Source organism: Zhihengliuella flava (assembly GCF_015751895.1).
Taxonomy (GTDB): Bacteria; Actinomycetota; Actinomycetes; order Actinomycetales; family Micrococcaceae; genus Zhihengliuella; species Zhihengliuella flava.
The window spans coordinates 1,875,825-1,896,769 of sequence record NZ_JADOTZ010000001.1; the positions used below are offsets into that span (position 1 = coordinate 1,875,825).

The window sequence follows — 20,945 nt, forward strand, 5'->3', positions numbered from 1 at the left end:
TGACCCACGGCACTGGCGGTGCCGGTGGACCAAGAAAGCGTGAAGCTTCTCCATCGTTTCTGGCAGTAGCACCTTTCCGGATGAATCCGGGTGGTTGCTGCGGCGTCGTAGAGCCAGATCTCTCAGCCGCTCGGGATGGTTGCTCTTCTAGTGTGAAGCCAACATGACGCCGCAGCAAGGAATGTTTACGCCGGTTGCGTCATGAACCGCGGCGCGGCCTAGAGAAAGTCGAGGCACAGCGCGGCCGAGAAGCCGGCCGTCGCGGCGATGCCGGTGGCGAGGTGCTGATCCTCGAAGGCCTCCGGGATCATGGTGTCGACGATCATGGCCAAGATGGCCCCGGCGGCGATCGCGTTGATGCCGGCCACCAGCGCTGGCGGCGCGGATTCGAGCGCCAGGAACCCCACCAAAGACGCCACGCCACACAGCACGGTCAGGCCCGCCCAGATGCCGAAGATGTAGGAGGCGGGGCGCTGCGCCCGCTTCATGCCGGCCGTGCTGGAGAGGCCCTCCGGGATGTTGGAGAGGAACACGGCGCCGAGCATTGCGGGGTTCACCGCGCCAGCCGTCACCATCGACAGGCCGAGCACCAGGGACTCCGGAATCCCGTCCAGTAGGGCGCCGACGGCGATCGCCGTGCCGCTGCCGGGGACGTCCTGTTCCGCCGGTTGCTGGGCGCCGGAGCGTTTGCGGTGCCGGGCACCGCGCGCCGCGAGCAGCGCGTTGGTGGCCACGAAGACGACGGCGCCGGCGAGCAGCCCGAACACGGTGGGCCAGAGTCCCCCGGTCTCCACCGCTTCACCGACGAGCTCGAAGGCCAGAGCCGCCAAGAGGACCCCGGCGCCGAAGGCCATGATCGCGGCGACCACCTTTTGCGGCACCCGGAAGAACCACGCGGCGGCGGAGCCGATCAACAGGGCCAGACCGCCGGCCGCACCGACGGAGAACGCCACGATCCATTCGGGCATACCTACCTCCTTGTGGGCCCAGCCTAGCCGCGGACGGGCCGCGACGTGCCCGTCGTGTGAGGGCGGGTCGGTAGGGTGGGCCCATGCTTGAGTTGTCCGCAGCGGAGGCCCGCCGCGCCGTCGTCAACGCCCACTTCGCCGTGCCCGCCGCGCACGCGTCCGACGTGCTGGAGAACGAACGCCTCATCCAACTCGACGGCATCAGCCGGGTGGACAAGGCCCACCGGTTGACCGTCGCCGCGCGCCTGAGTGCGCGGCACCGCGCGCAGGGGTACGACGCCGGGCTCTGGGGCAGTGCCACTGCCCGTTCCTTTGAGACGTTCACGGACGTCGCCTGCCTGTTTCCGCTGGGGGACTGGCCCCTGTTTGAGCTTTCCCGGCGCGGCTTTCGGGACCGGATGGCCGCGAAAGGGACCACCCCTCCACCAGAGTTGAAGGACAGCATCCTGCGGATCGTCGCCGACGCCGAGGGCGGGGCCACCATTGGGGACATCGAAGACGGCGGCCCGCGCGGCGGTAGCTGGGGCTGGAGCGAACGGCAAAAGGCCGCGGAGTTCATGCTCTGGTGCGGGGAGCTCGTGTGCACGCGGCGCAGCGGGATTAAACGCCTCTTCGACCTGCCGGCCTCCCGCATCCCCGCCCACCTGTTGAACGCTGAGCTCAGCGAGCAGCGGATGCTCACCGGGCTGGTGGCCTCCGCGCTGCGCGCCCTCGGCCTCGCCACGGTCCCGGACCTGCGCCGGCACTACCGCCTCAGCGCCGATGAGGTGCGCCGCGGGCTGGAAGGCGCCGGCGCCGTCGTCGTCCGGGTTGAGGGGTGGGGTGAGGAGGCCTATGCCCTCGCCGAGCCGGACACGTCCGTGGTGCCGACGACGCCGTCGCGCGGCAGCCGGATGATCGGGCCCTTCGATAACTTGCTGCGGAACCGGAAGCGGGCCGCCCGCATCTTCGGGTACGAGTACCTGTTTGAGGCGTACGTGCCGCAGGCCAAGCGCACCTATGGTGCCTACGTTCTCTCCGTCCTGCACGGGGACCGATTTGTGGCGCGGGCCGACGCGCAGCGGCAGGGGCGCGACGTGCACTTGCACCGGGTGTTCGGTGAGCCGGGCGTTCCAGGGCGCATCGTCGACGCCGCGGTGCGCCGGGCCGGGAACCATTTGGCGAAGCAGCTCGGCGGCGAGCTGGTGAGGAGTCAGGGATGAGCGAACTCAAGCGGCTGGCCGCGGTGCTGGCGAACGCTGATCAGCGGCGCGTGCTGGCCCGGCTGTTGCTCGGCGAGGAGGCCGAGCCGGAACTCGACCGGGTGAAACCGAAGGCGCGCGAGAAGACCCGCCGCGCACTGTTGGACGCGGGGCTCGCGGAGGACAGCGGTGGCGTGCTGGCGCTCCGCGAGTCAGTGTTCAAGGAGCTCTTGGCCGCCGAGGCCCCGCCGCGCCGGGAGGGCCTCGACCGGTTCCGTCAGGGCGCGCGGGTGGTGCAGTGGCCCGCTCAGCAGGCCGAACGGTACCGATTGATGGCGCAGGTAGCGGCGGAGGTTCTGCAGCCGGGCGAGGAAGTGAGCGAAGCGGAGCTGAATGGTCGGCTCGTTGCTGTGCACGAGGACACCGCGTTCGTGCGGCGGTACCTGGTGGACCACGCGTTGGTGCGGCGCGCACCGGACGGATCCGTCTATTCGCTGTCCGGAGCCGACGAACCGTCATCGTGACGCCCGCCGCAGCGGCCTGCCTAGGCCGAGGCTAGGGTGGAATCATGGCGAACACACTGGTGATGGTGCGGCACGGGCAGACCGACTGGAACGCGGCGGGCAAGCTGCAGGGTCAGGTGGATATCCCGCTGAACGAGGCGGGGCGTCAGCAAGCGCGCGAGGCCATCGCCGAGCTGCACGAGCTGGGACGCGCGGTGGGCGGCTGGGACGTCGTCGTCTCCTCGCCGCTGGGCCGCGCAGCCGAGACGGCGCAGATCATCGCGGACGGACTGGCCCTTCCGCTCGGAGAAACCGACCTAGGGCTCATTGAGCGGTCCTTCGGTTCCGCCGAGGGGGCCGAGGTGTGGGGCCTGACCGACGAGGAGAAGGAGTCCCTCTTCGCCGTTGCCGAGCCGGAGGCTGAGGTGGCCGCTCGCGGGATCGATGCCCTGCGGCGGACCGCGCAGCTGTATCCCGGACGCAACGTCCTGGTCGTGGCGCACGGGACGCTGATCCGGCTGACGCTGAACGAGCTCACCGGCTCCGAATACCCGCGGATCGATAATTGTGAGGCCGTCGAGGTGGACACCACGCTGATCGTCGAGCCCGCGGTGTAGGCCAGCGCCCCGAAGCGGCGCCAGCGTCGACGGCGCGCTCCACGCCGGGGGAACTGCCCGAGGGGCGGCCGGTTAGCCCCGCTGCTGGCGGGAGGCCTTACGCTGGCGACGCTTCTGGGCCTTCAAGGCGATGATCCGTGCCGCGCCCGCGAGGGCCACAATGATGCCGCCAGCCACCGCCGATCCCAGCACCAAGACGCCCACGTTGATGGAACCGGACCACCCGAAGTAATTCAGGGACGTGTCCTGCGGGTTCTGGTAGATGAAGATGATCAGGAGCACCAGCACGATCAGGGAGACGATGGTGGTGGCCCAGATAGCACCGGAGCGCGTGGTGGTCATCCGGTCCTGGTACTCCGCCGGGGTCTCCTCCGGCTTCTTCTTCGGAGTTTCCTGTTTGGTGGGGGCCAGCTCAATGTCCGGGGTGGTTCCGGCGTCCTGCGTACCGGTGGTCTCCAGCGGCTCGTTCTTCTCCGGCGTCGTCTCCTTGGCGGCCATGATGATCCTTCCCGAGGGGTCCTTGCAGCGTGGCGGCGGCCCTGCACCGCCCGTATGCATGAAACTACACGTCACGGGGCGGTGAGGCTACGTTGGGGCGGGACATGCGGAGCCGGCGTTGAGAAAAATGCGGGTCACCACCTCACAATGTGTACAGGTCCAGCGTCTACAGGGTGTGAGTGATGGAAAGGAACCGGGCGTGAGTCCCCGGCCAGCCGCTGCGCTGCCGCCGTTCGAATCCGTGGTGCAGCAGCACGGGGTCGCCGTGCTGCGGCTCTGCCGCGCCCACGTGGGCGCCCAGGAGGCCGACGACGTCTGGCAGGAAACGTTCCTCGCCGCGCTGCGCGCCTACGGGCAGGGACTCGAGATTGCGGATTATCAGGCGTGGTTGATTCGGATCGCTCGCAACAAGGCCATCGATCACCTGCGTGCGGCGGGGCGCCGCCCGGAGCCCGTCGCCGAGGTGGGCGACGACGTGGCCGCCGCCGTGCCGGACGTGGCCGATCCGGACGCGTCCGTGTGGGCCGACGTCGCCCGGTTGCCCCCGAAACAGCGCCAGTGCCTCGGGTACCGGTACCTCGGTGGGCTGAGTTACGCGCAGACCGCCGAGATCCTCGGCGGGACGGCGGCGGCAGCGCGCCGGGCGGCCGCTGATGGCATCGCCACGCTCCGGCGCCAACAGCAGGAAAGCACAGAGCAACGGACGGCAGAGGGGAGCACGTCATGACGCCGGGAATGCATGACCGGGCGGACACCACCGTGGGGGACGCCGCAGCGGAGGAGGACGCGCGGCACGTCGCAGCGCTCCGGCGCCAGCTGGTGGGGGCCGCGGAGGCGGCCGGCATCGTCGACGTCGCCTACCGGGTGGTCGATTCCCCCGTGGGGCCGCTGCTGGTGGCGGCCACGGAGGACGGTTTGGTGCGGGTGGCGTTTTCCAGCGAGGGGCACGAGTCCGTGCTGGAACACCTCAGCCAGAGCATCAGCCCCCGCGTGTTGCAGGCGCCGGGGCGGCTCGACGACGCCGCACGCCAGTTGGAGGCGTACTTCACCGGCCGCAGCCAGACCTTTGACCTGCGGGTCGACTTGCGGCGCTCCACGCCGTTTCGCAGGCGGGTGCAGGAGTACCTGCCGCTGATCGAGTTCGGACAGACCGCCTCGTACCGTCAGGTGGCCGAGCAGGTCGGTAGCCCGCGGGCCGTGCGCGCCGTCGGGACCGCCTGCGCCACCAACCCGCTGCCGATCGTCATCCCGTGCCACCGGGTGTTGCGCAGCGACGGTGGGCTCGGCGGGTATCTCGGCGGCACGGACGCCAAAGCGGAGCTGCTGGCTCTCGAGGGCCACCCGCCAGCGGGGTCAGGCCAGGGGCTGTTGCTATGAGTCGCGCGCTGTTCGACGCCGACTTTGGCGACCGTGCGCCGCGGCTCCTCGCGCCCGGGGCCGTGCACGTGCCCGGGTGGTTGGAACCGGAGGCCCAGCGGTGGATTGCCGAGCAGTTCCGCCGCTGGGCGGCCGGGCCGGTCCCTCCGCGCGGGGCCCGCATCCGGGGGCATGAAATGTCGGTGAAGACCGTCTGCCTCGGCTGGCACTGGCAGCCCTACCGGTACTCCCGCACGGCGGACGATGTGAACGGCCGCCCGGTGCTGGACCTGCCGGACTGGATGGTGCGCATGGGCCGCCGCGCGCTCGCCGACGTCGAGCAGGACCCAGCGGTGGCCGCCTTCGCGGGCGAGTCCGCGACGTACCGACCGGACACCGCGCTGGCGAACTTTTACACCGAGTCCGCCAGCATGGGCATGCACCAGGACAAGGATGAGAAGTCCGGCGCGCCCGTCGTGTCCATTTCCCTCGGCGATGCGTGCACGTTCCGCCTCGGGAATCCTGAACACCGTGGCAGGCCATACCGGGACATTCTCCTCGCCTCGGGCGACCTGCTGATCTTTGGCGGGCCCTCCCGCTTCGCCTATCACGGGGTGACTAAGGTCCACCCGGGCACCGCCCCCGCGGACTGCGGCGTCGAGGGCGGCCGCATCAACATCACCCTGCGGGAGACGGGCCTGAGCGGCTAAACCACTACAGTAGCTGTGAGCCGTTGTGTACCCAGGGGAGACGATGACCACGCACGCCTACCGCCACCTTTCCAGCGCTGCCTTTGCGGTGCTCGCCGCGGGAATCGCTCTCAAGCCCACGCTGGGCGAGCTCACCATGTGGGTGGTGGGCCTCGCCGCCCTCGCCGCGCTGGTGCTGCCGCCACTGGTCAATCAGGAGATTCGCCAGACGTACGCCAGCGCGGGTCTCAAGGCCGGCGACGGGCTGTTGCTGCCGGCGGCCGTCATTCTCGCGGCGATCTTCATCTCCGGCAGTGATCCCGGATTCTGGAACGTTGCCCTCGGCGCACTGACCCTCGCGGTCGGCTACTTCATGGGCACCAGCTTCTGGCGCCAGGCACTCGCGAAGGCGGAGTCGGCGCGGCAAGACGAAGCGCGCGGGCAGGACGACGGCGGCCCGGCGGGCCCCACGCCCTAAGGCGCGAGGGGCTGCTGTTCCGGGTCTTCCTGCGTGCCCGGAGCGGCGAGGTCGCTTGCTGCCGCGGCGGTGTCCGGGCCCTCCGGGACGGAGACGCTGGCCGCCGCAGGCGGTTCCTCGCTCGCCTCGGTCGTCGTTGGGGGTGCTGGCGGGACCGGAGGAGCAGCGGCCGGCGGTTCAGGCGCTGGTAGCGCGGCCGGTTCCGGGGCGGGCGCGGGCTCTGTTGGTTCAGCCGAGGGCGTCGGCGCTGGCGCCGGATCCGCGGACGGTTGGGCCGTGGCGGTAGCGTCCGTCGGTGTCGGTGTCGGTGTCGGTGTCGGTGTCGGTGTCGGTGTCGGTGTCGGTGTGGGGCTCGGTGTGGCCGACGGCGGGGGAGTCGCCGGCACCGTTTCGCTCGGCGTGGGCGTGGGCGTGGGCCGCGGAGTCGGTGGTGGCGTCGGCGTGCTGGTGGGACGCGGTGCGGGCGACGGCGAGGCGGACGGCGTCGGCCGAGGCGAGACGGCGGGGGTCGGTGAGGCCGCCGTCGATGGTGCTGAATGGTCGCTGTTCGGCTGCGAGCTCTCCGGGGGGCGCGTCTGCGCAACGCTCGATCCGGCGGTACGGGGCGGATTGACCGCCTGGCTGAGGCGTTCCTGCTCCGCGGGCGAGAGCGGGATGGGCTGGCCGGGAACGCGCGGCACGTAGAGGGCCGGGTTGGTCCATTTCCCGTCCGTGTACACCTCGAAGTGCACGTGGCAGCCCGTGGAGTTTCCCGTGGTCCCGGCCAGCGCGATGAGCTGACCCTGGGCCACCTCCTCGCCGACGCGCGCCACTAAACGCGAGTTGTGGCTGTACGCGGTCTCGATGCCGTGGCCATGATCAACCCGCACGCGGTACCCGGAATGCTCCGCCCAAGCAGACTGCGTGACAACCCCGGCCTCCGCGGCGCGCACGGGCGTCCCGCACGGCACGGCGTAGTCCTGGCCAATGTGGAGGTGGGAACCGGGTCCCGTGGGGTTCTGGCGCCAGCCGAACAGGCTGGTCAGCCGGAACTGGGCCACGGGGTGCGTCAGCCTCAGATCACCGGGTAATCCGGCGTCCGCGCCCTGCTGGGCGATCACCGCCGCGGCAGCCGTCACGGACCCACCGTCTGCCGCGGCGTCATCGGTCAGGAACTCGGCGCGCTCGGAGAGCACCGTCCCGTGGGTGCCGACGCGAATGTCGGTGACTTCGGCCAAGGGGATGTGGGAGAGGTCCACGGGTGCCACGGCGGCGGCGCGCTGCGGTTCCCAGGAAATACCTACCGCCGCCGGGCCGGAGAGCGCGGTGAAGGTCACCGCGAGGGCCGCGCAGGTCGCAGCAGTCCGTGCTCCCATCTTCACGATGAGCGCGCCACCGGCGCGATGCCGTGGCCTTCTGATCCGTGCCGCGATTGCCATGGGTCCCTGCCCGTTCAATGACACCCGGAAATAACGATTCGATATCTACGGTAGACACGATTCGGTCACGGCAACAGGGGTCCGGCCTGAAAATTTGAAGAATAAATCAGCGCGCGCCGCAGATGGTCTCGATCTGCGCCACACACGGCTCATTCTGCAGGCTGGTGGTGTCCCCGAGCGGCGTCTGCTCGAACAGCTGCGTGAGCAGCCGCCGCATGATCTTGCCCGAGCGCGTTTTGGGCACGTCCGGCACGAACACCACGTCCCGGGGCTTCGCGATGGGCCCGATCTCCCGGGCCACCTGCTCGCGCAGCACTCGCACGGCCTCCCGCACGGCGTCCGGCAGGTGCTCCGCCGCCTCGTTCCCGCGGGCGACGACGCCGACGAGGGAGCGATCCGCGGGGACCACAAAAGCGGTGGCCGCGTGGCCGGTCTTCGCATCCGGCGTGGGGCAGACGCCCGCCTCCACCACGGCGGGGTGGGACACCAGCGCGGATTCGATCTCGATGGTGGAGAGCAGGTGCCCGGAAATGTTAATCGCATCGTCAATGCGGCCGAGGATCCACGCGTCCCCGTCCCCATCAAACTTGGCGCCATCGCCAGCGAGGAACCACCCCTGCTCCACGTAGTCCTCCCAATAGGACGTGTAGTAGCGCTCCGGGTTCCCCCACACGGTGCGAGCCATCGAGGGGCTGGTGGAGGTGAGCACGATCTTGCCCTGGGCGCCCACCGCCACGCGCGCGCCGTCGTCGTCCACGATGTCGATCCCGACGCCGGGCAGCGGGCGCGTGCCCGAGCCGGGCTTGAACGCGGTGTCTGTCGGGCGCGGCGACAGCACGGTGGCACCGGTCTCCGACTGCCACCACGTGTCCACCATGGGAATGCCCGCCGCCGGGTTGACGGGGTCCAGTGCGTCCCGGCCCACCTGCGTGCGCAGCCAGCGCCACGCCTCGGGGTTCACGGCCTCGCCGACGGTCCCCGCCAAGCGGATCGACGAGAGGTCGTAGCTCTGTGGGATGCCGTCCGGGAACCAGCCCATGAGTGAGCGCACCAGCGTCGGCGCCGTGTAGTAGCTGGTCACGCCGTAGCGCTGGATGATCTCAAAGTGGCGGCCGGGGTGTGGCGCGTTCGGTACGCCCTCGTAGATCACTTGAGTGACGCCGTTGGAGAGCGGACCGTAGATCTCATAGGTGTGGGCGGTCACCCACGCGAGGTCTGCGGTGCACCAGTGCACGTCGTTCTCCCGCTCGGCCGGGTCCGGGTGGCTGAAGAGGAATTCGTGGGACCAGCTGGCATTGGTCAGATAGCCGCCGGTGGTGTGCACCAGGCCCTTGGGTTTCCCCGTGGTGCCGGAGGTGTACATGATGAACAGGGGCGTTTCGGCGTCGAAGGCCTGAGCCCGGTGAGTGCGCGGCTGGGGGTCGACGACGTCGTGCCACCACACGTCGCGGCCCGCGGTCCACGGCACGTCCGTGTGGCCGGTGCGCTTAATGACCAGCACGTTTTCGATGTTGTTCTCACCCGCGACGGCGGCGTCCGCGTTGTCCTTCACCGCCACGGCCGCGCCGCGGCGGAACTGACCGTCCGTGGTGACCAACAACTTGGCGCCGGTGTCCTCCACCCGGAACTTCAGGGCCTCCGCGGAGAACCCGCCGAACACGAGCGAATGGATGGCGCCGATGCGCGCGCAGGCCAAGGTGATCACGATCGTCTCCACCAGGACGGGAAGGTAAATCACCACGCGATCGCCCTGCCCGATCCCGAGGGATTCCAGCGCGTTGGCGGCTTGGCTGACCAGTTCCGTCAGCTCGGCGTACGTGACGGTGCGGGTGTCGCCCGGTTCGCCCTCGAAGTGGAGCGCCACCTTGTCCCCGCGCCCGGCCGCCACGTGCCGGTCCGCGCAGTTGACGGCGGCGTTCAGTGTTCCGCCCTCAAACCAGCTGATGCGGGGCCCGCGCCGCGCCTCGGCGTCGGCCGGCACCAGGGTGTGCGCGGTGTGCCACTCGGTGTCCCACGTCAGCCGGCGGGCGGCGGCCTCCCAGTGAGCGATTCGCTCGGCCTCGCTCCACCGCTGTTCGGCGGCCTCCGCCGCGGTGCGGGCGGTGAGGTTTGGGGCCGGTTCGCTGCTCGTGTGCGCGGTTTCGGGTACGGCGGCAGGGGGCGTTTGAGTGCTCATCAGTCTCCATCGGTCCTGGCGTTAGCACCAATGCCGGGTGCCGTGGGGCACCTGCGGTGGTTGCTGCGGCGTCGTCAAGCCAGATCTCTCGGCCGCTCGGGATGGTGTGCTGACTCCACTCAACGCCACACGGGCGGTGCGAGGCAAAACGGGTGACGCCGCGCGCAATATTGTGATGGGCTCCGCCACACCGTCGTCTGGCATCTGCCCGCGGCGCGCGGCAGAATCGAGAGTATGGACACTGCAGGACAGAACGACGCCGGCGCGGGTGCACTAGGCCGCCCGGCGAATGACTCGCCGGTTACGGAACCTACTCCGGCCGAGCGCGGACGTTTTGTCGAGCGAATTCTCTGGACCTTCGCCGCCGGGGCGGCGGTTTATGCGCTGGTGTTTGCGTTGATCTCCGGCGGGCTGGGGCACCTCGTCGTCGGGCGGCCACCGGCACTGATCGTGACGCTGTTGATTGGCGCGTTTCCCCTCGTGATGATGCTGGCCGGTTATCTGGCTGCGCGGCCGGTGGAGGCGTACCGGGGTGTGGCGCTCATTGGCATCTTGCTGGGCGCGGCGCTCACGATCTTCGGCTTTTCGCATGGCGCAGTCCATGCGGTCACCGGCATCGGGCTCTTGCTGTGGGCGTTTAAGACGCGGGAACAGATCCTCGTTTGGGCGGGCGTCGCCAGCCTGGTGCTCACCGCGGCACACCTGTTCGTGGGTGGGCTCATGGTGCCGGCAAGTTATGCAGAGACTCGGCCGGATGCCTTCGGGCCCGCGTTCACCGTGGCACCCTACTGGGTCGGCGTGCTGTGCGCGCTGATGCTGGCTGCTTGTGCCATCGCCCAGTGGTTCCGCCGCCGACGAGCGGCCGCCTAGCGCCGCCGTCGTCTGGCATCTGCCCGCGGCGCGCGGCAGAATCGAGAGTATGGACACTGCAGGACAGAACGACGCCGGCGCGGGCCAGGCGCCCCAGCCCAGCGCGGCTCACGCGGCGGAAACCAGCCGCTTCACCTCCAAATTGCTGTGGATCTACTCGGTGGCCTTCGTGCCGTGGGTGATTGTGGCGATCGTTCTGGCTGGCATGGCGCAGCAGGGTGGCGGGGATGCGGCCCTCTCCGGGGCCGCCCTGTGGCTATGGTTCCTCGCCGCGGCGGCCCCCACCGCCGCGGCCATTGGTGTGCTGTTCATCGCGCGTTCCCACCCCGCGCCCGCTGTGGCGCAGACGGCGCTGATCCTCGCCGGGGTGAGCCTGCTGCTGCTCGTGACGGCCTTGATGTTCGGCGCGCCAAAGCTCACGCTGCTCGCCATGTTGGCCGTCTGGGCGGCGGTGCTGCGCACGCACTGGATGACCGTTGCCGCGGGCGCGATGCTCGTGGCGTTGGCGGCGCCCCTACTCCTCGCCCCACTGGTGGGCAGCGGGGCGGTCCCCGCTCAGACCGTGCCGGTGATCGACGCCGCGATGCTGGGCACCCTCATCGCGTGCGCCGTCAAGGCCCGCACCACGGCGGCCGAGCGCCGGTCCTAGGTCCAGCGCTTGATGGCCCAGCGCTCCACCAGTCCCAACACGGCGTCGGACAGCTTGCCGATCACGGCGAGCAGGATGATGGTCAGGATCAGCCGGTCCGTGCGCCCGTTGTACTGAGAGTCCGTCAGCAGGAAGCCAAGTCCCATCGAGGACGCGATGAGCTCCGCCGCAACGAGGAACAGCCAGGCCTGCGCGAGCGCGAGCCTCAGGCCAGAGAAGATGGACGGCACCACGGCCGGCAACTGCACGGCCGTGAGGAGTTTGACCCCGCGCATGCCGAACGCCCGCGCCGCCTCGATGAGGTTCTTGTCCACGTGGCGCAGCGCCAAGTAGACGGTAGTGAAGACGGGGAAGAACGCACCGATCGCGATCAGGGTGACCTTGGAATCCTCGCCGATCTTCATCCACAGAATCAGCAGCGGAACCCACGCCAGCGACGGCACCGCCCTGAAGGCCCCGATGGTGGGGGAGAGCAGCGCGTCCGCCAGCCGGGACAAACCGACCAGCGAACCCGCGGCCAGGCCCACGAGGCCACCGATGGCGAAGCCCAGCAGCACGCGCTGGGTGGAAATGCCGATGTGAGGGCCCAGCTCTCCGCGCTCCATGAGCTCCACACCCGCACTCCACACGGCGGTGGGAGAGGGCAACTGCACCGGGGAGAACACGCCCAAGGCGGTGGACAGGTACCACGCCGCGAGCATGACCACGGGCACGACGGCGCCGAGGATCACGCGCCCGCCCGTCGTGTTCAGCAGCCGCGAGGCGCCGCGGCCCGACGGTTCGGTGGCGGGTTGCTCTCGCTCGCTGGCCGGCTCGACCGCGCTGGACCCGAAGGAGCCTACGGCGACGTGCGCGGCGACGTCGTGCTCCGGCGTCTCGCGGCTACTGTGCGTGTGCGGGGTGGGGCTCATGATGACTCCGTGATGGTGGAGGAGTCGGCGTTCTCGGCGAAGGACGGGTCAAAGAGCGTCTCGAGGGCCTCGTCAATGCTCTCCTGATCGGAGACATCGCCAATTTCCACGAAGATCGGGCCGACGGCCTCGAGGACGCTGCGCTGGGCATCGCCCGGCACGGGGTCCACATCGAGGTTGGACCGCTCGAGGATGACCTTGTTGGCGATCGGCTCTTCGAGGCCCGCGACGTCCGCGAGGATTTCCGCCGTTTCCTCTGGATTCTCCGCGGCCCACTCACGGGCCTTCTGGTAGGCGTCGATCACGGTCTGGGCCAGCTCGGGCTCGTTCTCGAGGAAGTCCTCGGTGGCGTTGAGGAATCCGTACGTGTTGAAGTCCAGGTTGCGGTACATCAGCTCCGCGCCCTCTTCCTCGGCGCCGGCCATGATCGGGTCAAGGCCTGCCCACGCGTCCACGGAACCGTTGTTCAGCGCCGACCAGCCGTCGGCGTGCTGCAGGTTCTCCACCGTGACGTCGTCAATGGTCATCCCGTGCTCCTGCAGGGTCTGCACCAAGAAGAAGTAGGGATCCGTGCCCTTGGTGGCGGCGATCTTCTTGCCCCGCAAATCCTCGACGGAGGCGATGTCCGAGCCCTCCGGCGTGACAATCGCGGACCATTCCGGCTGCGAGTACATGGCGATGGTCTTGATGGGCGTGCCGTTGGCGCGGGCCAGCAGGGCGGCGGAGCCAGCGGTGGATCCCACGTGCAGCGCCTCGGAGCGCAGCCCCTCGTTGGCCTTGTTGGAGCCGGCGGACTGCAGCCAGTTCACCTCGACGCCCTCGTCCTCGAGCGTCTCCTCCAGCCAACCCTGATCCTTGATGATCAGGCTCAGCGGGTTGTAGGTGGCGAAGTCCACGTTGAGGGTCTCCGCGCTGGCTTCGGCATTCTCGCCGGCGCAGCCAGTGAGGGCCACGGTGGCGGCCACGGCGGTGGTCAGTCCCAGCAGGCGGTGGGTGCGGGTCAAAGATTTCATGATGCTCCTGATGATGAGTGCGAGGTGATGCGGTACGGAAAGGTGTGTGGGGCCGGGCGGTAGCGCGGCGGGGAGGTGAGCGCCAGGCGTGGGTGGGCCGGGTGCGCCCGGTGCGTGGGGCGGCCGCTCATCGAGGTGAACGACGGCGGCGCGTCGGTGGGCGCCGGACGACGCCGTCGTCCTAGTGCCGGTGGGGGTCCACGCCGAGCTCTTCGAGCAGGCGTGAGCGCAAGGCGCTGAGCTCTGTTCCGGAACGGTCCCGCGGGCGCCGACCGGGGACCTCAAGGCATTCGGCGACGGTGGCGCCGTCGGTGCCCGGCGTGCGGCCGAGGACCAGGATGCGGTCCGCGAGTTGGAGGGCCTCATCCACGTCGTGGGTGACCAGCAGAATGGTTGCCGGGTGCTTGGCGTGAATGTCCAGCAGCAGGTCCTGCATCTTCAAGCGCGTGAGCGCATCCAGCGCGCCGAACGGCTCGTCTAGCAGGAGGACGCCGGGCCGGCGGGCCAGTGCGCGGGCGAGCGAGGCGCGTTGGGCCATGCCGCCGGAGACCTCGCGCGGCCGGTGATCGGCGTGCGCGGCGAGTTCTACGTGCTCCAACAGTTCCGTGACCAACTGCTGGCCCGCCGACTTGTCGGTGCCGCGCGGCAGGCCCACCGCGACGTTGTCCCGAATCGACTTCCACGGCAGCAGGCGGGGTTCCTGGAACGCGAACGCCGCGGACTCGGCGATGCCGGTCACCGGTGTGCCGCCGATCCGGACGGCGCCGGTGGTGGGGGAATCCAGCCCGGAGACGGCGCGCAGCAGCGTGGATTTGCCGCAGCCGGAGGGCCCGAGGATGGCCAGGACCTCTCCGGGGCGCACGTCAAGGGTGATGTCCCGCAGCACGGTGGCGGAGCCGAAGGCCTTGGACACCGCGTCGAAGGTCACGGGCAGGGCGCGCTCCGAGGCGACGGGCGCGGCGGTGCTGGCCGTCGTGGCTGCAGCGGGGGACAGCGTAGAGGAAGTCATGCTCATCTCCATCGGTCCTGGCGTTAGCACCTTTCCGTCATGACGGATGGTTGCTGCGGCGTCGACGAGCCAGATCTCTCAGCCGCTCTGGATGGTTGGTGTGCACTACTAAAGACTGAACATGACGCCGAGCGCAACGTCGTGGGCCTTCATGTGACGCGATGTTGAGCCATCGGCGGCCTCGAAGACGCGCTGTGGCGTCCGGACCGGCCCCTCAATCCGTGTTTAGTAAACGTTTGCGTGGCCCAAATCACCACCTCTAGTGTCGAGGGCAGTCGTCACGCAAACGATTACGTGACGACGCCGGATGCGGCACTGCTTACGCAACACAGGCGCCGGGTGCCGTCCGGCAGGCGAGGTCTCAACGGGAGGGAGAAGAACGTGGCGACGATCCGCGAAGTGGCAGCTCGAGCGGGCGTCTCCGCCGCCACGGTGTCGCGCGTCGTTAACGGCGTTCCCGGCTTTTCTGAAGGGACCCGGGAGCGCGTGAAAGCCGCCATCGACGAGCTCGGCTACGAGCCAGACTCGCTTGCCCGCGGCCTGAAGACCTCGCAAAGCGCCCTTCTCGGCGTCTTGGCGCCGGCGGTGTCCGACGCCTTGGCCTCCCAAATCCTCAGCGGCGTGGAAAGTGCCGCGCGGGAATCCGGGCACGCCGTCATGCTGGGACGCACGGGAGCTGGCGCCGAGCTGGCCACCGACTACCTCAGGACGCTCCGGGCCTACCGGCCCGCCGGCGTCGTCCTCATTTCCTCCGCGATCACTCCGGACATGCGCCGCGCCGCGGGATCGCGCATCCCCCTGATCTCCGTGGCCATTCGCAAGGGCAGCGAGTTCGCCAGCATCGCGATCGACGACGAGCTGGCGGCCTATGAGGGGACCAAAGCACTCCTCGACGCCGGGCACCGACGCATTGGGCTCTTGGCCGGGGACGAGTCGTCGGTCCTCGTGAACAAGCCTCGCGAACGCGGCTACCGCCGCGCGATGGCTGAGGCCGGGGCCACACCGCTGGAAGAGCGTGGCAACTCGCTCTATGAAAGCGCACTTCCGGCCCTCGAGAGACTGTGGCGGCGCGACCCCGGCCTGACCGCAATCTTTGCCCTCAGCGATGAGATGGGCGCCGCCGCCGTCAACGAGGCGCAGCGCCGAGGCCTCCGCGTCCCGGATGATCTTTCCGTGCTGGGATTCGATGACACGCCAACCTCCCGGCATGTCCATCCGCCCCTCAGCACGGTGGCCCAGCCCTTGGTACCCATGGGCGAACTCGCCGTCAGAGTTCTGCTTGGCGAACACGGAAGAAACCGCATCCTGCCGCACCGATTGATCACGCGGGGAACCACCGGCCCCGTGCCTGCCTACTCGCCCTAGCGATTCCCACACACCCACCATCGCGCCGCTGACTGGCCGCGTTCGACACGCGAGTCCGCAGCGCCGTACTGAGTCCTGCCCAGAAACCCTGTTCATCAACCCGCCCGCACCACCGTTCCACGAGGAGAAACATCATGAAGCAACGTCGCTCGAATCGTCCCTTCGCCGTCACGGCCATCGTCTCCATCGGCGCCCTCGCGCTGACCGGCTGCAGCTCGGCCGCGAGCTCTGAATCCGGTGACCCGCAATCCTTCGAAGGGCGAGGTCCCATCACCTATGTCAGCAGCCCGGATTCCTCCGGGGCAGCGCAGGAAACCATTGACGCCTGGAACGCGGAGCACCCGGACGAGCAGGTGGAGTGGATCGAGCTCCCCCTAGACGCCGATCAGCAGCGTCAGCAAATGGTGCAGAACGCCCAACTCGAATCGGACACCTACACGGTTCTCAACCTCGATGTGGTGTGGACCAGTGAATTCGCCGCCAACCGCTGGATTGCTCCGTTGCCCGAAGACGAGTTGCCGGTGGCGGAGATGATCCCCGCGACGGTTGAGGCCGGCACGTACGCGGATCAGCTCTTTGCCGCCCCGTATTACACCGATGGGGCGCTGCTCTATGGGCGGTCTGACCTGTTGGACGCGGCCGGGGTGCAAATGCCGCAGACGTGGGATGAGATGCAGGCTGCGTGCGATGCGGTGTTGGCGTTGCCTGAGGCCGAGGGCATGAGCTGCTACGCCGGGCAGTTCGACAAAAATGAGGGCCTGACGGTGAACTTCAGCGAGGCCGTCACCTCCGCCGGCGGCACCCTGTTTACTGAAGACGGGCAGCCCAGCGTTGACACGCCGGAAGCCCTGACGGCGCTCAACTTCCTGGTGGACGGATTCGAGTCGGGAATGATCCCGGAAAAGGCCATCACCTTCCAGGAAGAACAGGGGCGTCAGGCCTTCCAAAGTGGTGACCTCGTGTTCCTGCGCAACTGGCCATACATCTACAACCCGCTGAGCGCCGAGGACGGGTCCAGCGAGGTAGCGGGGAAGTTCGAGGTTGCCCCGATCCCGGGCTTGGAGAGCACGGGCGTTTCCACGCTGGGCGGCCGGAATCTGGCCGTCTCCACCTTCGCCGAGAATAAGGCCACTGCGCTGGACTTCATCGACTTCTTTGTCAGCCGTGAGCAGGAGGGCCAGCGCCTCGAGCTCAGCTCACGGGCCCCGGTCTACGGCGAGTACTTCGAGGACGACGACGTGGTGAGCTCGTTGCCCTACCTGCCCACTCTGTTGGGTTCCATTGAGTCGGCCCAGCCCCGGCCCAAGACCGTCCAGTACGGCCAAACCACCGCCGCGATTCAGGACGCCGTCTACGCCGCCATCACCGGCGAACAGTCGCCCGAAGACGCGCTCGCGGAGCTGCAGGTGCTGCTCACGTCCCAGACCGCGAGCCAGTAGCCCGAACCGGCCGATTCGCCTGACCAGCAGGCGACCCGTGAACCGATCCTTAGGAATCTCATGACGCCTCCCACCGCGGCCACCGCGCCGAAAACGTCTCAGCCGCCCGAGCTGCCTCCAACTGATCCGAGAGGGCACACCGCCGACTCGCCGGCGCCGCGGGGCGCCACACCCGCCCCGCGCCGGCAGGACGGCAAAGCGGCAGCATTTCTCCTGTCGCCCACCCTCATCGTCCTGGCACTGGTCATTTTCTACCCGCTCCTGTCCGCGGTAGGGCAGTCCCTGTATTCCTCTGATGCGGGACTCGATGATCAGGGATTTGTGGTGCAGGGTGATGTCTTCGTCGGCCTGCAAAATTACGCGCAGATCTTTGCGGGCCCGGAGAGCGCGCGTTTTTATAACGCTCTCTGGAACACCACTTTCTTCACCGTGGTGTCCGTGGCTCTCGAAACCGTCATCGGCGTGATGTTTGCGTTGATGATGAACCGCGCCTTCAAGGGCCGCGCGTTCTTGCGGGCCGCCGTTCTGGTCCCGTGGGCCATTCCGACGGCGGTGTCCGGCCTGTTGTGGCGCTGGATGTTCCAGACGGACGGAATCGTCAACACGTTGAGTGGCGCGCAGGTTCTTTGGACGGCCGAGGGGATGGCGGCCCAGGTTGCTGTCATTACCGCTGAAGTCTGGAAGACGGCACCCTTCATTGGCTTGCTGGTGCTTGCGGGTCTGCAGATCATTCCCGAAGAGGTGTACGAGGCCGCCAAGCTCGATGGCGCGACCGCCTGGCAGCAGTTCTGGTCCATCACGCTGCCTCTGGTGAAACCCGCGCTGCTGGTGGCGGTGCTGTTCCGCTTGCTGGATGCGCTACGCATGTTCGATTTGCCCTTTGTGCTCATTGGGCCGCGGAAGGAGTCCGTCGAGACCCTTTCCATCTTGGCGTGGGACTCCGCCAACCAGCTCGAGTACGGCATGGCGTCCGCGTTTGCCGTGGTTCTCGTGGTCTACGTGGCGGCGATCGTGTACGTCTTCGTGCGGCTTCTGGGAGCGGACATCTTCACCTCCTCTGACGCCGCGACGCCACGCAAGCGGTTCCGTCGCGCAGCAGCTGACGACGCCGTCGTACCTCCAGCACGGCAACCGGGCGCCCGTACAACGACCCACGAGGTGAAGCAGCCATGACCACGCAAACACTGACCCTTCCGCGGGCCCCGCGTTCCTGGAAGAAGCTGGCCCAGCCAGTGGCCTTGATCCTCATCGGGGTCTACTGCCTGGCCCCGTTCTACTGGATGCTGGTCTCCAGCCTGCGCCGAACCAGCGATATTTTTGATACGTCCCTGTTCCCGCAGACGCTGTCCGTGGAAAGCTACGCCAAGGTTTTTAGCGGCTCCTCCGACTTCGCGCGGGCCCTCGTCAATAGCCTGATCGTCGCCACCGTCACCACGACGCTCGCGTTGCTCTTGGCCATCTTCGCGGCCTACGCGATCTCGCGCTTGCACTTCCGGTTCAAGAACGTGATCCTCGCGGTCATTATCGCTACCTCGATGTTCCCCGGAATCTCGGTCGTGGTGCCGTTGCTGCGGCTGTTCTCTGACATCGGGTGGATCAACACGTATCAAGCCATGATCGTGCCGAGCCTGTCCTTCGCCATCCCCCTGGCCGTCTATAACCTGACCACGTTTATGAAGCAGTTGCCGTTCGACTTGGAAGAGGCGGCCATGATCGACGGCGCCACGAAGTGGCAGGCTTTCCGGAAGATCCTCTTGCCGCTGGCCGCGCCCGGAATCTTCACGACCGCGATTCTGACGTTTATCCACAGCTGGAATGAGTTCATCATTGCCCTATCGATGGTCAATAACCCGAAGTTTCAGACGGCCACCGTGGCGATTTCCAAGTTCACGGGCGCCAGTGAATTTCAGGCGCCGTATGGCGAGCAGATGGCCGCTGGCGTCATTGTGACCATCCCGTTGGTGATCGTCGTGCTGATCTTCCAACGCCGCATTGTTGAAGGACTTACGTCAGGAGCAACCAAGTGATGCCCACTCCCGCCGAGCTGAGCGGACCGCCGGTTGGTCCTAGCGTTTCCCCGCTGGACCAGCGCGCCTTAGACGAGAAGTGGTGGGAGACCGGGGTGGTCTATCAGGTCTACCCACGCTCCTTCGCGGACTCCAACGGCGACGGGGTCGGGGACCTCCGCGGGGTGATCGAGCGCCTGCCGTATATCGCAGCGCTGGGCGTGAGCGGTATCTGGTTGACGCCGTTCCAGCCGTCTCCCGGGGTGGATCAGGGGTATGACGTTCAGGATTACTGCGGCGTTGACCCCCTGTTCGGGACGCTCGAGGACTTCGACGAACTCGCGGCTCGCTGCCACGAGCTTGGCCTGCGTGTGCTGATGGACATCGTCCCGAACCACACGTCCACCGAGCATCCGCTGTTCAAGCAGGCTGTGGCGGAAGGGCCGGGATCCGCGGCCCGCCGCTTGTTCCACATCGAGCCCGGCCGGGAAAATGGGCAGCCGCCGAATAACTGGTTGAGCGTCTTTGGCGGCCCGGCGTGGTCCCGCATCGCGCCGGAGTCGGCCGTGGACACGGAGTGGTACCTCCATCTCTTCTCCCCGGGTCAGCCCGATTGGAACTGGGACGAGCCGGAGATCTGGGACATGTTTGATGACGTGCTCCGCTTCTGGTTCGACCGCGGCGCGGACGGGGCGCGCATTGATGTGGCCCACGGCTTGTTCAAGGCGCCCGGTTTGCCGGATTCACCGAGCGTTCCAGCGGTGATTGATGGCTTGCGCTCGAACCCCCTGGTCATGGACCAGGAAGCGGTGCACGAGGTGTACCGGCGCTGGCGCCGGCTGGCAGAGGAGTACCAACCGCCTCGCGTGCTGGTCGGAGAAGTGAATCTGGAGCCAGAGCGGTCCGCCCGGTATACGCGACCGGATGAAATGCACCAGACGTTCGCGTTCGCTTTCGCCCGGCTCGGATGGGAACCGGAGCGTTGGGTGGATGCCGGACGACGCTTCGAATCCATGCGCCGGGAGCATGGCGCGGCACCGACGTGGGCGTTGGAAAATCACGACCTCGTGCGGACGGTGACCCGGTTTGGAGGTGGGACCGTGGGGGCGCGGCGGGCGCGCGCCGGGGTGTTGGCCACACTGGGCTTTCCCGGCGGGGCGTACCTCTACCAGGGGCAGGAGCTAGGGCTTCCGGAAGTCGACGTTCCCGAACATCAACGCCGGGATCCGATGTGGTTCCGTGGGGGCGTCAGCCGGGATGGGGCCCGCGTGCCCCTGCCGTGGTCGGTGGGCGGTGACGGCGCCCACGGGTTCGCGGACGACGCCGGTGCGGTTCCGTGGTTGCCTCAGCCGGAGTGGTGGGGGCGGTACAGCATTGACGCGCAAGAACAGTCGGCGGATTCCCTGCTGGCGATGACGCGGCAGGCGGTGCGGATCCGGCGCGAGCTGGTGGCCTCGGGGCAGTTCGACCCGCATGCGGGGGCCGACTGGAACCTCGAGGGGGAGGCCATGGTGTGCCGCAGCGGCACCGGCCTCGCCGTCGTCGTGGCCATGGGCGAGCACGCGGTGGAGTTGCCGGAGGGACGGTTGTTGATCGCTTCAGCCGAGGTGAAGGAGCATCGGCTCCCGGCTGATGCGGCAGCCTGGGTTCTGACCGGTCCCGCTGCGTAACGCATCGCCTCAGCGGCCTGTCACAGAGTGAGTTGATGACGCCGGCGCCGCGCGCCGGCGGGTCACCGGCTCGCCATCTGGCGACACATGACGAAATGTGCGGTCACCGCATCGCCTCAGGTTGTCATG

21 protein-coding genes and 3 riboswitches are annotated in these 20,945 nt (G+C 68.2%); of the genes, 14 read left to right on the forward strand and 7 right to left on the reverse strand.

All coding sequences use genetic code 11. The annotated features are described in order from the left end of the window. Nucleotides 1–47: 47 nt before the first annotated feature. Nucleotides 48–142, reverse strand: a riboswitch (SAM riboswitch). Nucleotides 143–218: 76 nt separating this feature from the next. Continuing rightward, nucleotides 219–968, reverse strand: a complete 750-nt coding sequence (locus tag IW252_RS08715) for a ZIP family metal transporter (protein WP_196836196.1) — start codon at nucleotides 966–968, stop codon at nucleotides 219–221. An 83-nt stretch (nucleotides 969–1,051) separates the two neighbouring features. Here IW252_RS08715 and IW252_RS08720 point away from each other — a divergent pair, with 83 nt between their 5' ends. The 3 genes from IW252_RS08720 to IW252_RS08730 are packed head-to-tail and all read left to right on the forward strand — an operon-like array spanning nucleotide 1,052 to nucleotide 3,269. Beyond that, nucleotides 1,052–2,170, forward strand: a complete 1,119-nt coding sequence (locus tag IW252_RS08720; RefSeq protein WP_196836197.1) for a DNA glycosylase AlkZ-like family protein — start codon at nucleotides 1,052–1,054, stop codon at nucleotides 2,168–2,170. Continuing rightward, the gene (locus tag IW252_RS08725) at nucleotides 2,167–2,673 is read left to right on the forward strand and encodes a DUF2087 domain-containing protein (RefSeq protein WP_196836198.1); all 507 of its coding nucleotides are present in this window, start codon (nucleotides 2,167–2,169) and stop codon (nucleotides 2,671–2,673) included. The genes IW252_RS08720 and IW252_RS08725 overlap by 4 nt, the downstream gene beginning before the upstream one ends. Nucleotides 2,674–2,717: 44 nt before the next feature. Beyond that, nucleotides 2,718–3,269, forward strand: a complete 552-nt coding sequence (locus IW252_RS08730) for a histidine phosphatase family protein (RefSeq protein WP_196836199.1) — start codon at nucleotides 2,718–2,720, stop codon at nucleotides 3,267–3,269. A 72-nt stretch (nucleotides 3,270–3,341) separates the two neighbouring features. Here IW252_RS08730 and IW252_RS08735 read toward each other — a convergent pair whose 3' ends face one another. Next, the gene (locus IW252_RS08735) at nucleotides 3,342–3,767 is read right to left on the reverse strand and encodes a LapA family protein (protein ID WP_196836200.1); all 426 of its coding nucleotides are present in this window, start codon (nucleotides 3,765–3,767) and stop codon (nucleotides 3,342–3,344) included. Nucleotides 3,768–3,966: 199 nt separating this feature from the next. Between IW252_RS08735 and IW252_RS08740 the strand changes: the two genes are divergently transcribed. From IW252_RS08740 to IW252_RS08755, 4 genes are read left to right on the forward strand one after another with little or no spacing between them, the layout of a single operon-like run. Then, entirely contained in the window at nucleotides 3,967–4,494 is a 528-nt protein-coding gene (locus IW252_RS08740) for an RNA polymerase sigma factor (protein WP_331271497.1), read from the forward strand. Further along, nucleotides 4,491–5,144: a methylated-DNA--[protein]-cysteine S-methyltransferase gene (locus IW252_RS08745; RefSeq protein ID WP_196836202.1), complete on the forward strand. Its 654-nt coding sequence runs from the start codon at nucleotides 4,491–4,493 to the stop codon at nucleotides 5,142–5,144. The genes IW252_RS08740 and IW252_RS08745 overlap by 4 nt, the downstream gene beginning before the upstream one ends. Next, the gene (locus IW252_RS08750) at nucleotides 5,141–5,833 is read left to right on the forward strand and encodes an alpha-ketoglutarate-dependent dioxygenase AlkB family protein (RefSeq protein ID WP_196836203.1); all 693 of its coding nucleotides are present in this window, start codon (nucleotides 5,141–5,143) and stop codon (nucleotides 5,831–5,833) included. Before IW252_RS08745 ends, IW252_RS08750 begins: the two co-directional genes overlap by 4 nt. A gap of 43 nt (nucleotides 5,834–5,876) precedes the next feature. Further along, the gene (locus tag IW252_RS08755; protein ID WP_196836204.1) at nucleotides 5,877–6,290 is read left to right on the forward strand and encodes a hypothetical protein; all 414 of its coding nucleotides are present in this window, start codon (nucleotides 5,877–5,879) and stop codon (nucleotides 6,288–6,290) included. On the opposite strand, the gene IW252_RS08760 is transcribed toward IW252_RS08755, so the two are convergent. Beyond that, on the reverse strand, nucleotides 6,287–7,645 hold the full coding sequence (locus IW252_RS08760) for a M23 family metallopeptidase (RefSeq protein WP_196836205.1): 1,359 nt from the start codon (nucleotides 7,643–7,645) through the stop codon (nucleotides 6,287–6,289). The two genes, IW252_RS08755 and IW252_RS08760, sit on opposite strands and share 4 nt — an antisense overlap. A 169-nt stretch (nucleotides 7,646–7,814) precedes the next feature. Beyond that, nucleotides 7,815–9,884, reverse strand: coding sequence for an acetate--CoA ligase (acs, locus tag IW252_RS08765; RefSeq protein ID WP_196836206.1), 2,070 nt, complete (start codon nucleotides 9,882–9,884; stop codon nucleotides 7,815–7,817). 3 nt (nucleotides 9,885–9,887) lie between these two features. Beyond that, nucleotides 9,888–9,992: riboswitch (SAM riboswitch) on the reverse strand. Between the two features lie 126 nt (nucleotides 9,993–10,118). On the opposite strand from acs, the gene IW252_RS08770 reads away from it, so the two are divergent. Together IW252_RS08770 and IW252_RS08775 are read left to right on the forward strand one after the other, a co-directional pair. Continuing rightward, nucleotides 10,119–10,754: a hypothetical protein gene (locus tag IW252_RS08770; RefSeq protein ID WP_196836207.1), complete on the forward strand. Its 636-nt coding sequence runs from the start codon at nucleotides 10,119–10,121 to the stop codon at nucleotides 10,752–10,754. A gap of 49 nt (nucleotides 10,755–10,803) precedes the next feature. Next, nucleotides 10,804–11,403, forward strand: coding sequence for a hypothetical protein (locus tag IW252_RS08775; protein ID WP_196836208.1), 600 nt, complete (start codon nucleotides 10,804–10,806; stop codon nucleotides 11,401–11,403). On the opposite strand, the gene IW252_RS08780 is transcribed toward IW252_RS08775, so the two are convergent. The 3 genes from IW252_RS08780 to IW252_RS08790 form a co-directional block, all read right to left on the reverse strand. Then, the gene (locus IW252_RS08780; RefSeq protein ID WP_196836209.1) at nucleotides 11,400–12,314 is read right to left on the reverse strand and encodes an ABC transporter permease; all 915 of its coding nucleotides are present in this window, start codon (nucleotides 12,312–12,314) and stop codon (nucleotides 11,400–11,402) included. The genes IW252_RS08775 and IW252_RS08780 overlap by 4 nt on opposite strands. Further along, entirely contained in the window at nucleotides 12,311–13,327 is a 1,017-nt protein-coding gene (locus IW252_RS08785) for an aliphatic sulfonate ABC transporter substrate-binding protein (protein ID WP_196836210.1), read from the reverse strand. Before IW252_RS08785 ends, IW252_RS08780 begins: the two co-directional genes overlap by 4 nt. A gap of 181 nt (nucleotides 13,328–13,508) precedes the next feature. Beyond that, nucleotides 13,509–14,336: an ABC transporter ATP-binding protein gene (locus IW252_RS08790; protein ID WP_196836211.1), complete on the reverse strand. Its 828-nt coding sequence runs from the start codon at nucleotides 14,334–14,336 to the stop codon at nucleotides 13,509–13,511. Nucleotides 14,337–14,341: 5 nt separating this feature from the next. Continuing rightward, nucleotides 14,342–14,434: riboswitch (SAM riboswitch) on the reverse strand. Between the two features lie 283 nt (nucleotides 14,435–14,717). On the opposite strand from IW252_RS08790, the gene IW252_RS08795 reads away from it, so the two are divergent. The 5 genes from IW252_RS08795 to IW252_RS08815 all read left to right on the forward strand — a co-directional run bounded on the left by IW252_RS08795 (nucleotide 14,718) and on the right by IW252_RS08815 (nucleotide 20,816). Further along, entirely contained in the window at nucleotides 14,718–15,701 is a 984-nt protein-coding gene (locus IW252_RS08795) for a LacI family DNA-binding transcriptional regulator (RefSeq protein ID WP_196836212.1), read from the forward strand. A 134-nt stretch (nucleotides 15,702–15,835) separates the two neighbouring features. Then, nucleotides 15,836–17,140 carry an ABC transporter substrate-binding protein gene (locus IW252_RS08800; RefSeq protein ID WP_196836213.1) on the forward strand — a complete coding sequence of 435 codons (1,305 nt, stop codon included), beginning with the start codon at nucleotides 15,836–15,838 and terminating at the stop codon, nucleotides 17,138–17,140. A 60-nt stretch (nucleotides 17,141–17,200) separates the two neighbouring features. Further along, the gene (locus tag IW252_RS08805) at nucleotides 17,201–18,313 is read left to right on the forward strand and encodes a carbohydrate ABC transporter permease (protein ID WP_196836214.1); all 1,113 of its coding nucleotides are present in this window, start codon (nucleotides 17,201–17,203) and stop codon (nucleotides 18,311–18,313) included. Next, nucleotides 18,310–19,167 (forward strand): carbohydrate ABC transporter permease, encoded by an 858-nt coding sequence (locus IW252_RS08810; RefSeq protein WP_196836215.1) that lies wholly within the window; start codon nucleotides 18,310–18,312, stop codon nucleotides 19,165–19,167. The genes IW252_RS08805 and IW252_RS08810 overlap by 4 nt, the downstream gene beginning before the upstream one ends. Then, complete coding sequence (locus tag IW252_RS08815; protein WP_196836216.1) at nucleotides 19,167–20,816, forward strand: alpha-amylase family glycosyl hydrolase; 1,650 nt, start codon at nucleotides 19,167–19,169, stop codon at nucleotides 20,814–20,816. The genes IW252_RS08810 and IW252_RS08815 overlap by 1 nt, the downstream gene beginning before the upstream one ends. Nucleotides 20,817–20,945 lie beyond the last annotated feature (129 nt).

What these genes read in the sequence shown, in the direction of transcription:
- IW252_RS08790 (WP_196836211.1), bottom strand. Translation starts at nt 14,336, where the DNA reads ATGACTTCCTCTACGCTGTCCCCCGCTGCAGCCACGACGGCCAGCACC.
- IW252_RS08785 (WP_196836210.1), bottom strand. Translation starts at nt 13,327, where the DNA reads ATGAAATCTTTGACCCGCACCCACCGCCTGCTGGGACTGACCACCGCC.
- IW252_RS08755 (WP_196836204.1), top strand. Translation starts at nt 5,877, where the DNA reads ATGACCACGCACGCCTACCGCCACCTTTCCAGCGCTGCCTTTGCGGTG.
- IW252_RS08745 (WP_196836202.1), top strand. Translation starts at nt 4,491, where the DNA reads ATGACGCCGGGAATGCATGACCGGGCGGACACCACCGTGGGGGACGCC.
- IW252_RS08715 (WP_196836196.1), bottom strand. Translation starts at nt 968, where the DNA reads ATGCCCGAATGGATCGTGGCGTTCTCCGTCGGTGCGGCCGGCGGTCTG.
- IW252_RS08815 (WP_196836216.1), top strand. Translation starts at nt 19,167, where the DNA reads ATGCCCACTCCCGCCGAGCTGAGCGGACCGCCGGTTGGTCCTAGCGTT.
- IW252_RS08800 (WP_196836213.1), top strand. Translation starts at nt 15,836, where the DNA reads ATGAAGCAACGTCGCTCGAATCGTCCCTTCGCCGTCACGGCCATCGTC.
- IW252_RS08810 (WP_196836215.1), top strand. Translation starts at nt 18,310, where the DNA reads ATGACCACGCAAACACTGACCCTTCCGCGGGCCCCGCGTTCCTGGAAG.
- acs (WP_196836206.1), bottom strand. Translation starts at nt 9,884, where the DNA reads ATGAGCACTCAAACGCCCCCTGCCGCCGTACCCGAAACCGCGCACACG.
- IW252_RS08770 (WP_196836207.1), top strand. Translation starts at nt 10,119, where the DNA reads ATGGACACTGCAGGACAGAACGACGCCGGCGCGGGTGCACTAGGCCGC.
- IW252_RS08725 (WP_196836198.1), top strand. Translation starts at nt 2,167, where the DNA reads ATGAGCGAACTCAAGCGGCTGGCCGCGGTGCTGGCGAACGCTGATCAG.
- IW252_RS08805 (WP_196836214.1), top strand. Translation starts at nt 17,201, where the DNA reads ATGACGCCTCCCACCGCGGCCACCGCGCCGAAAACGTCTCAGCCGCCC.
- IW252_RS08735 (WP_196836200.1), bottom strand. Translation starts at nt 3,767, where the DNA reads ATGGCCGCCAAGGAGACGACGCCGGAGAAGAACGAGCCGCTGGAGACC.
- IW252_RS08730 (WP_196836199.1), top strand. Translation starts at nt 2,718, where the DNA reads ATGGCGAACACACTGGTGATGGTGCGGCACGGGCAGACCGACTGGAAC.
- IW252_RS08750 (WP_196836203.1), top strand. Translation starts at nt 5,141, where the DNA reads ATGAGTCGCGCGCTGTTCGACGCCGACTTTGGCGACCGTGCGCCGCGG.
- IW252_RS08780 (WP_196836209.1), bottom strand. Translation starts at nt 12,314, where the DNA reads ATGAGCCCCACCCCGCACACGCACAGTAGCCGCGAGACGCCGGAGCAC.
- IW252_RS08775 (WP_196836208.1), top strand. Translation starts at nt 10,804, where the DNA reads ATGGACACTGCAGGACAGAACGACGCCGGCGCGGGCCAGGCGCCCCAG.
- IW252_RS08760 (WP_196836205.1), bottom strand. Translation starts at nt 7,645, where the DNA reads ATGGGAGCACGGACTGCTGCGACCTGCGCGGCCCTCGCGGTGACCTTC.
- IW252_RS08720 (WP_196836197.1), top strand. Translation starts at nt 1,052, where the DNA reads ATGCTTGAGTTGTCCGCAGCGGAGGCCCGCCGCGCCGTCGTCAACGCC.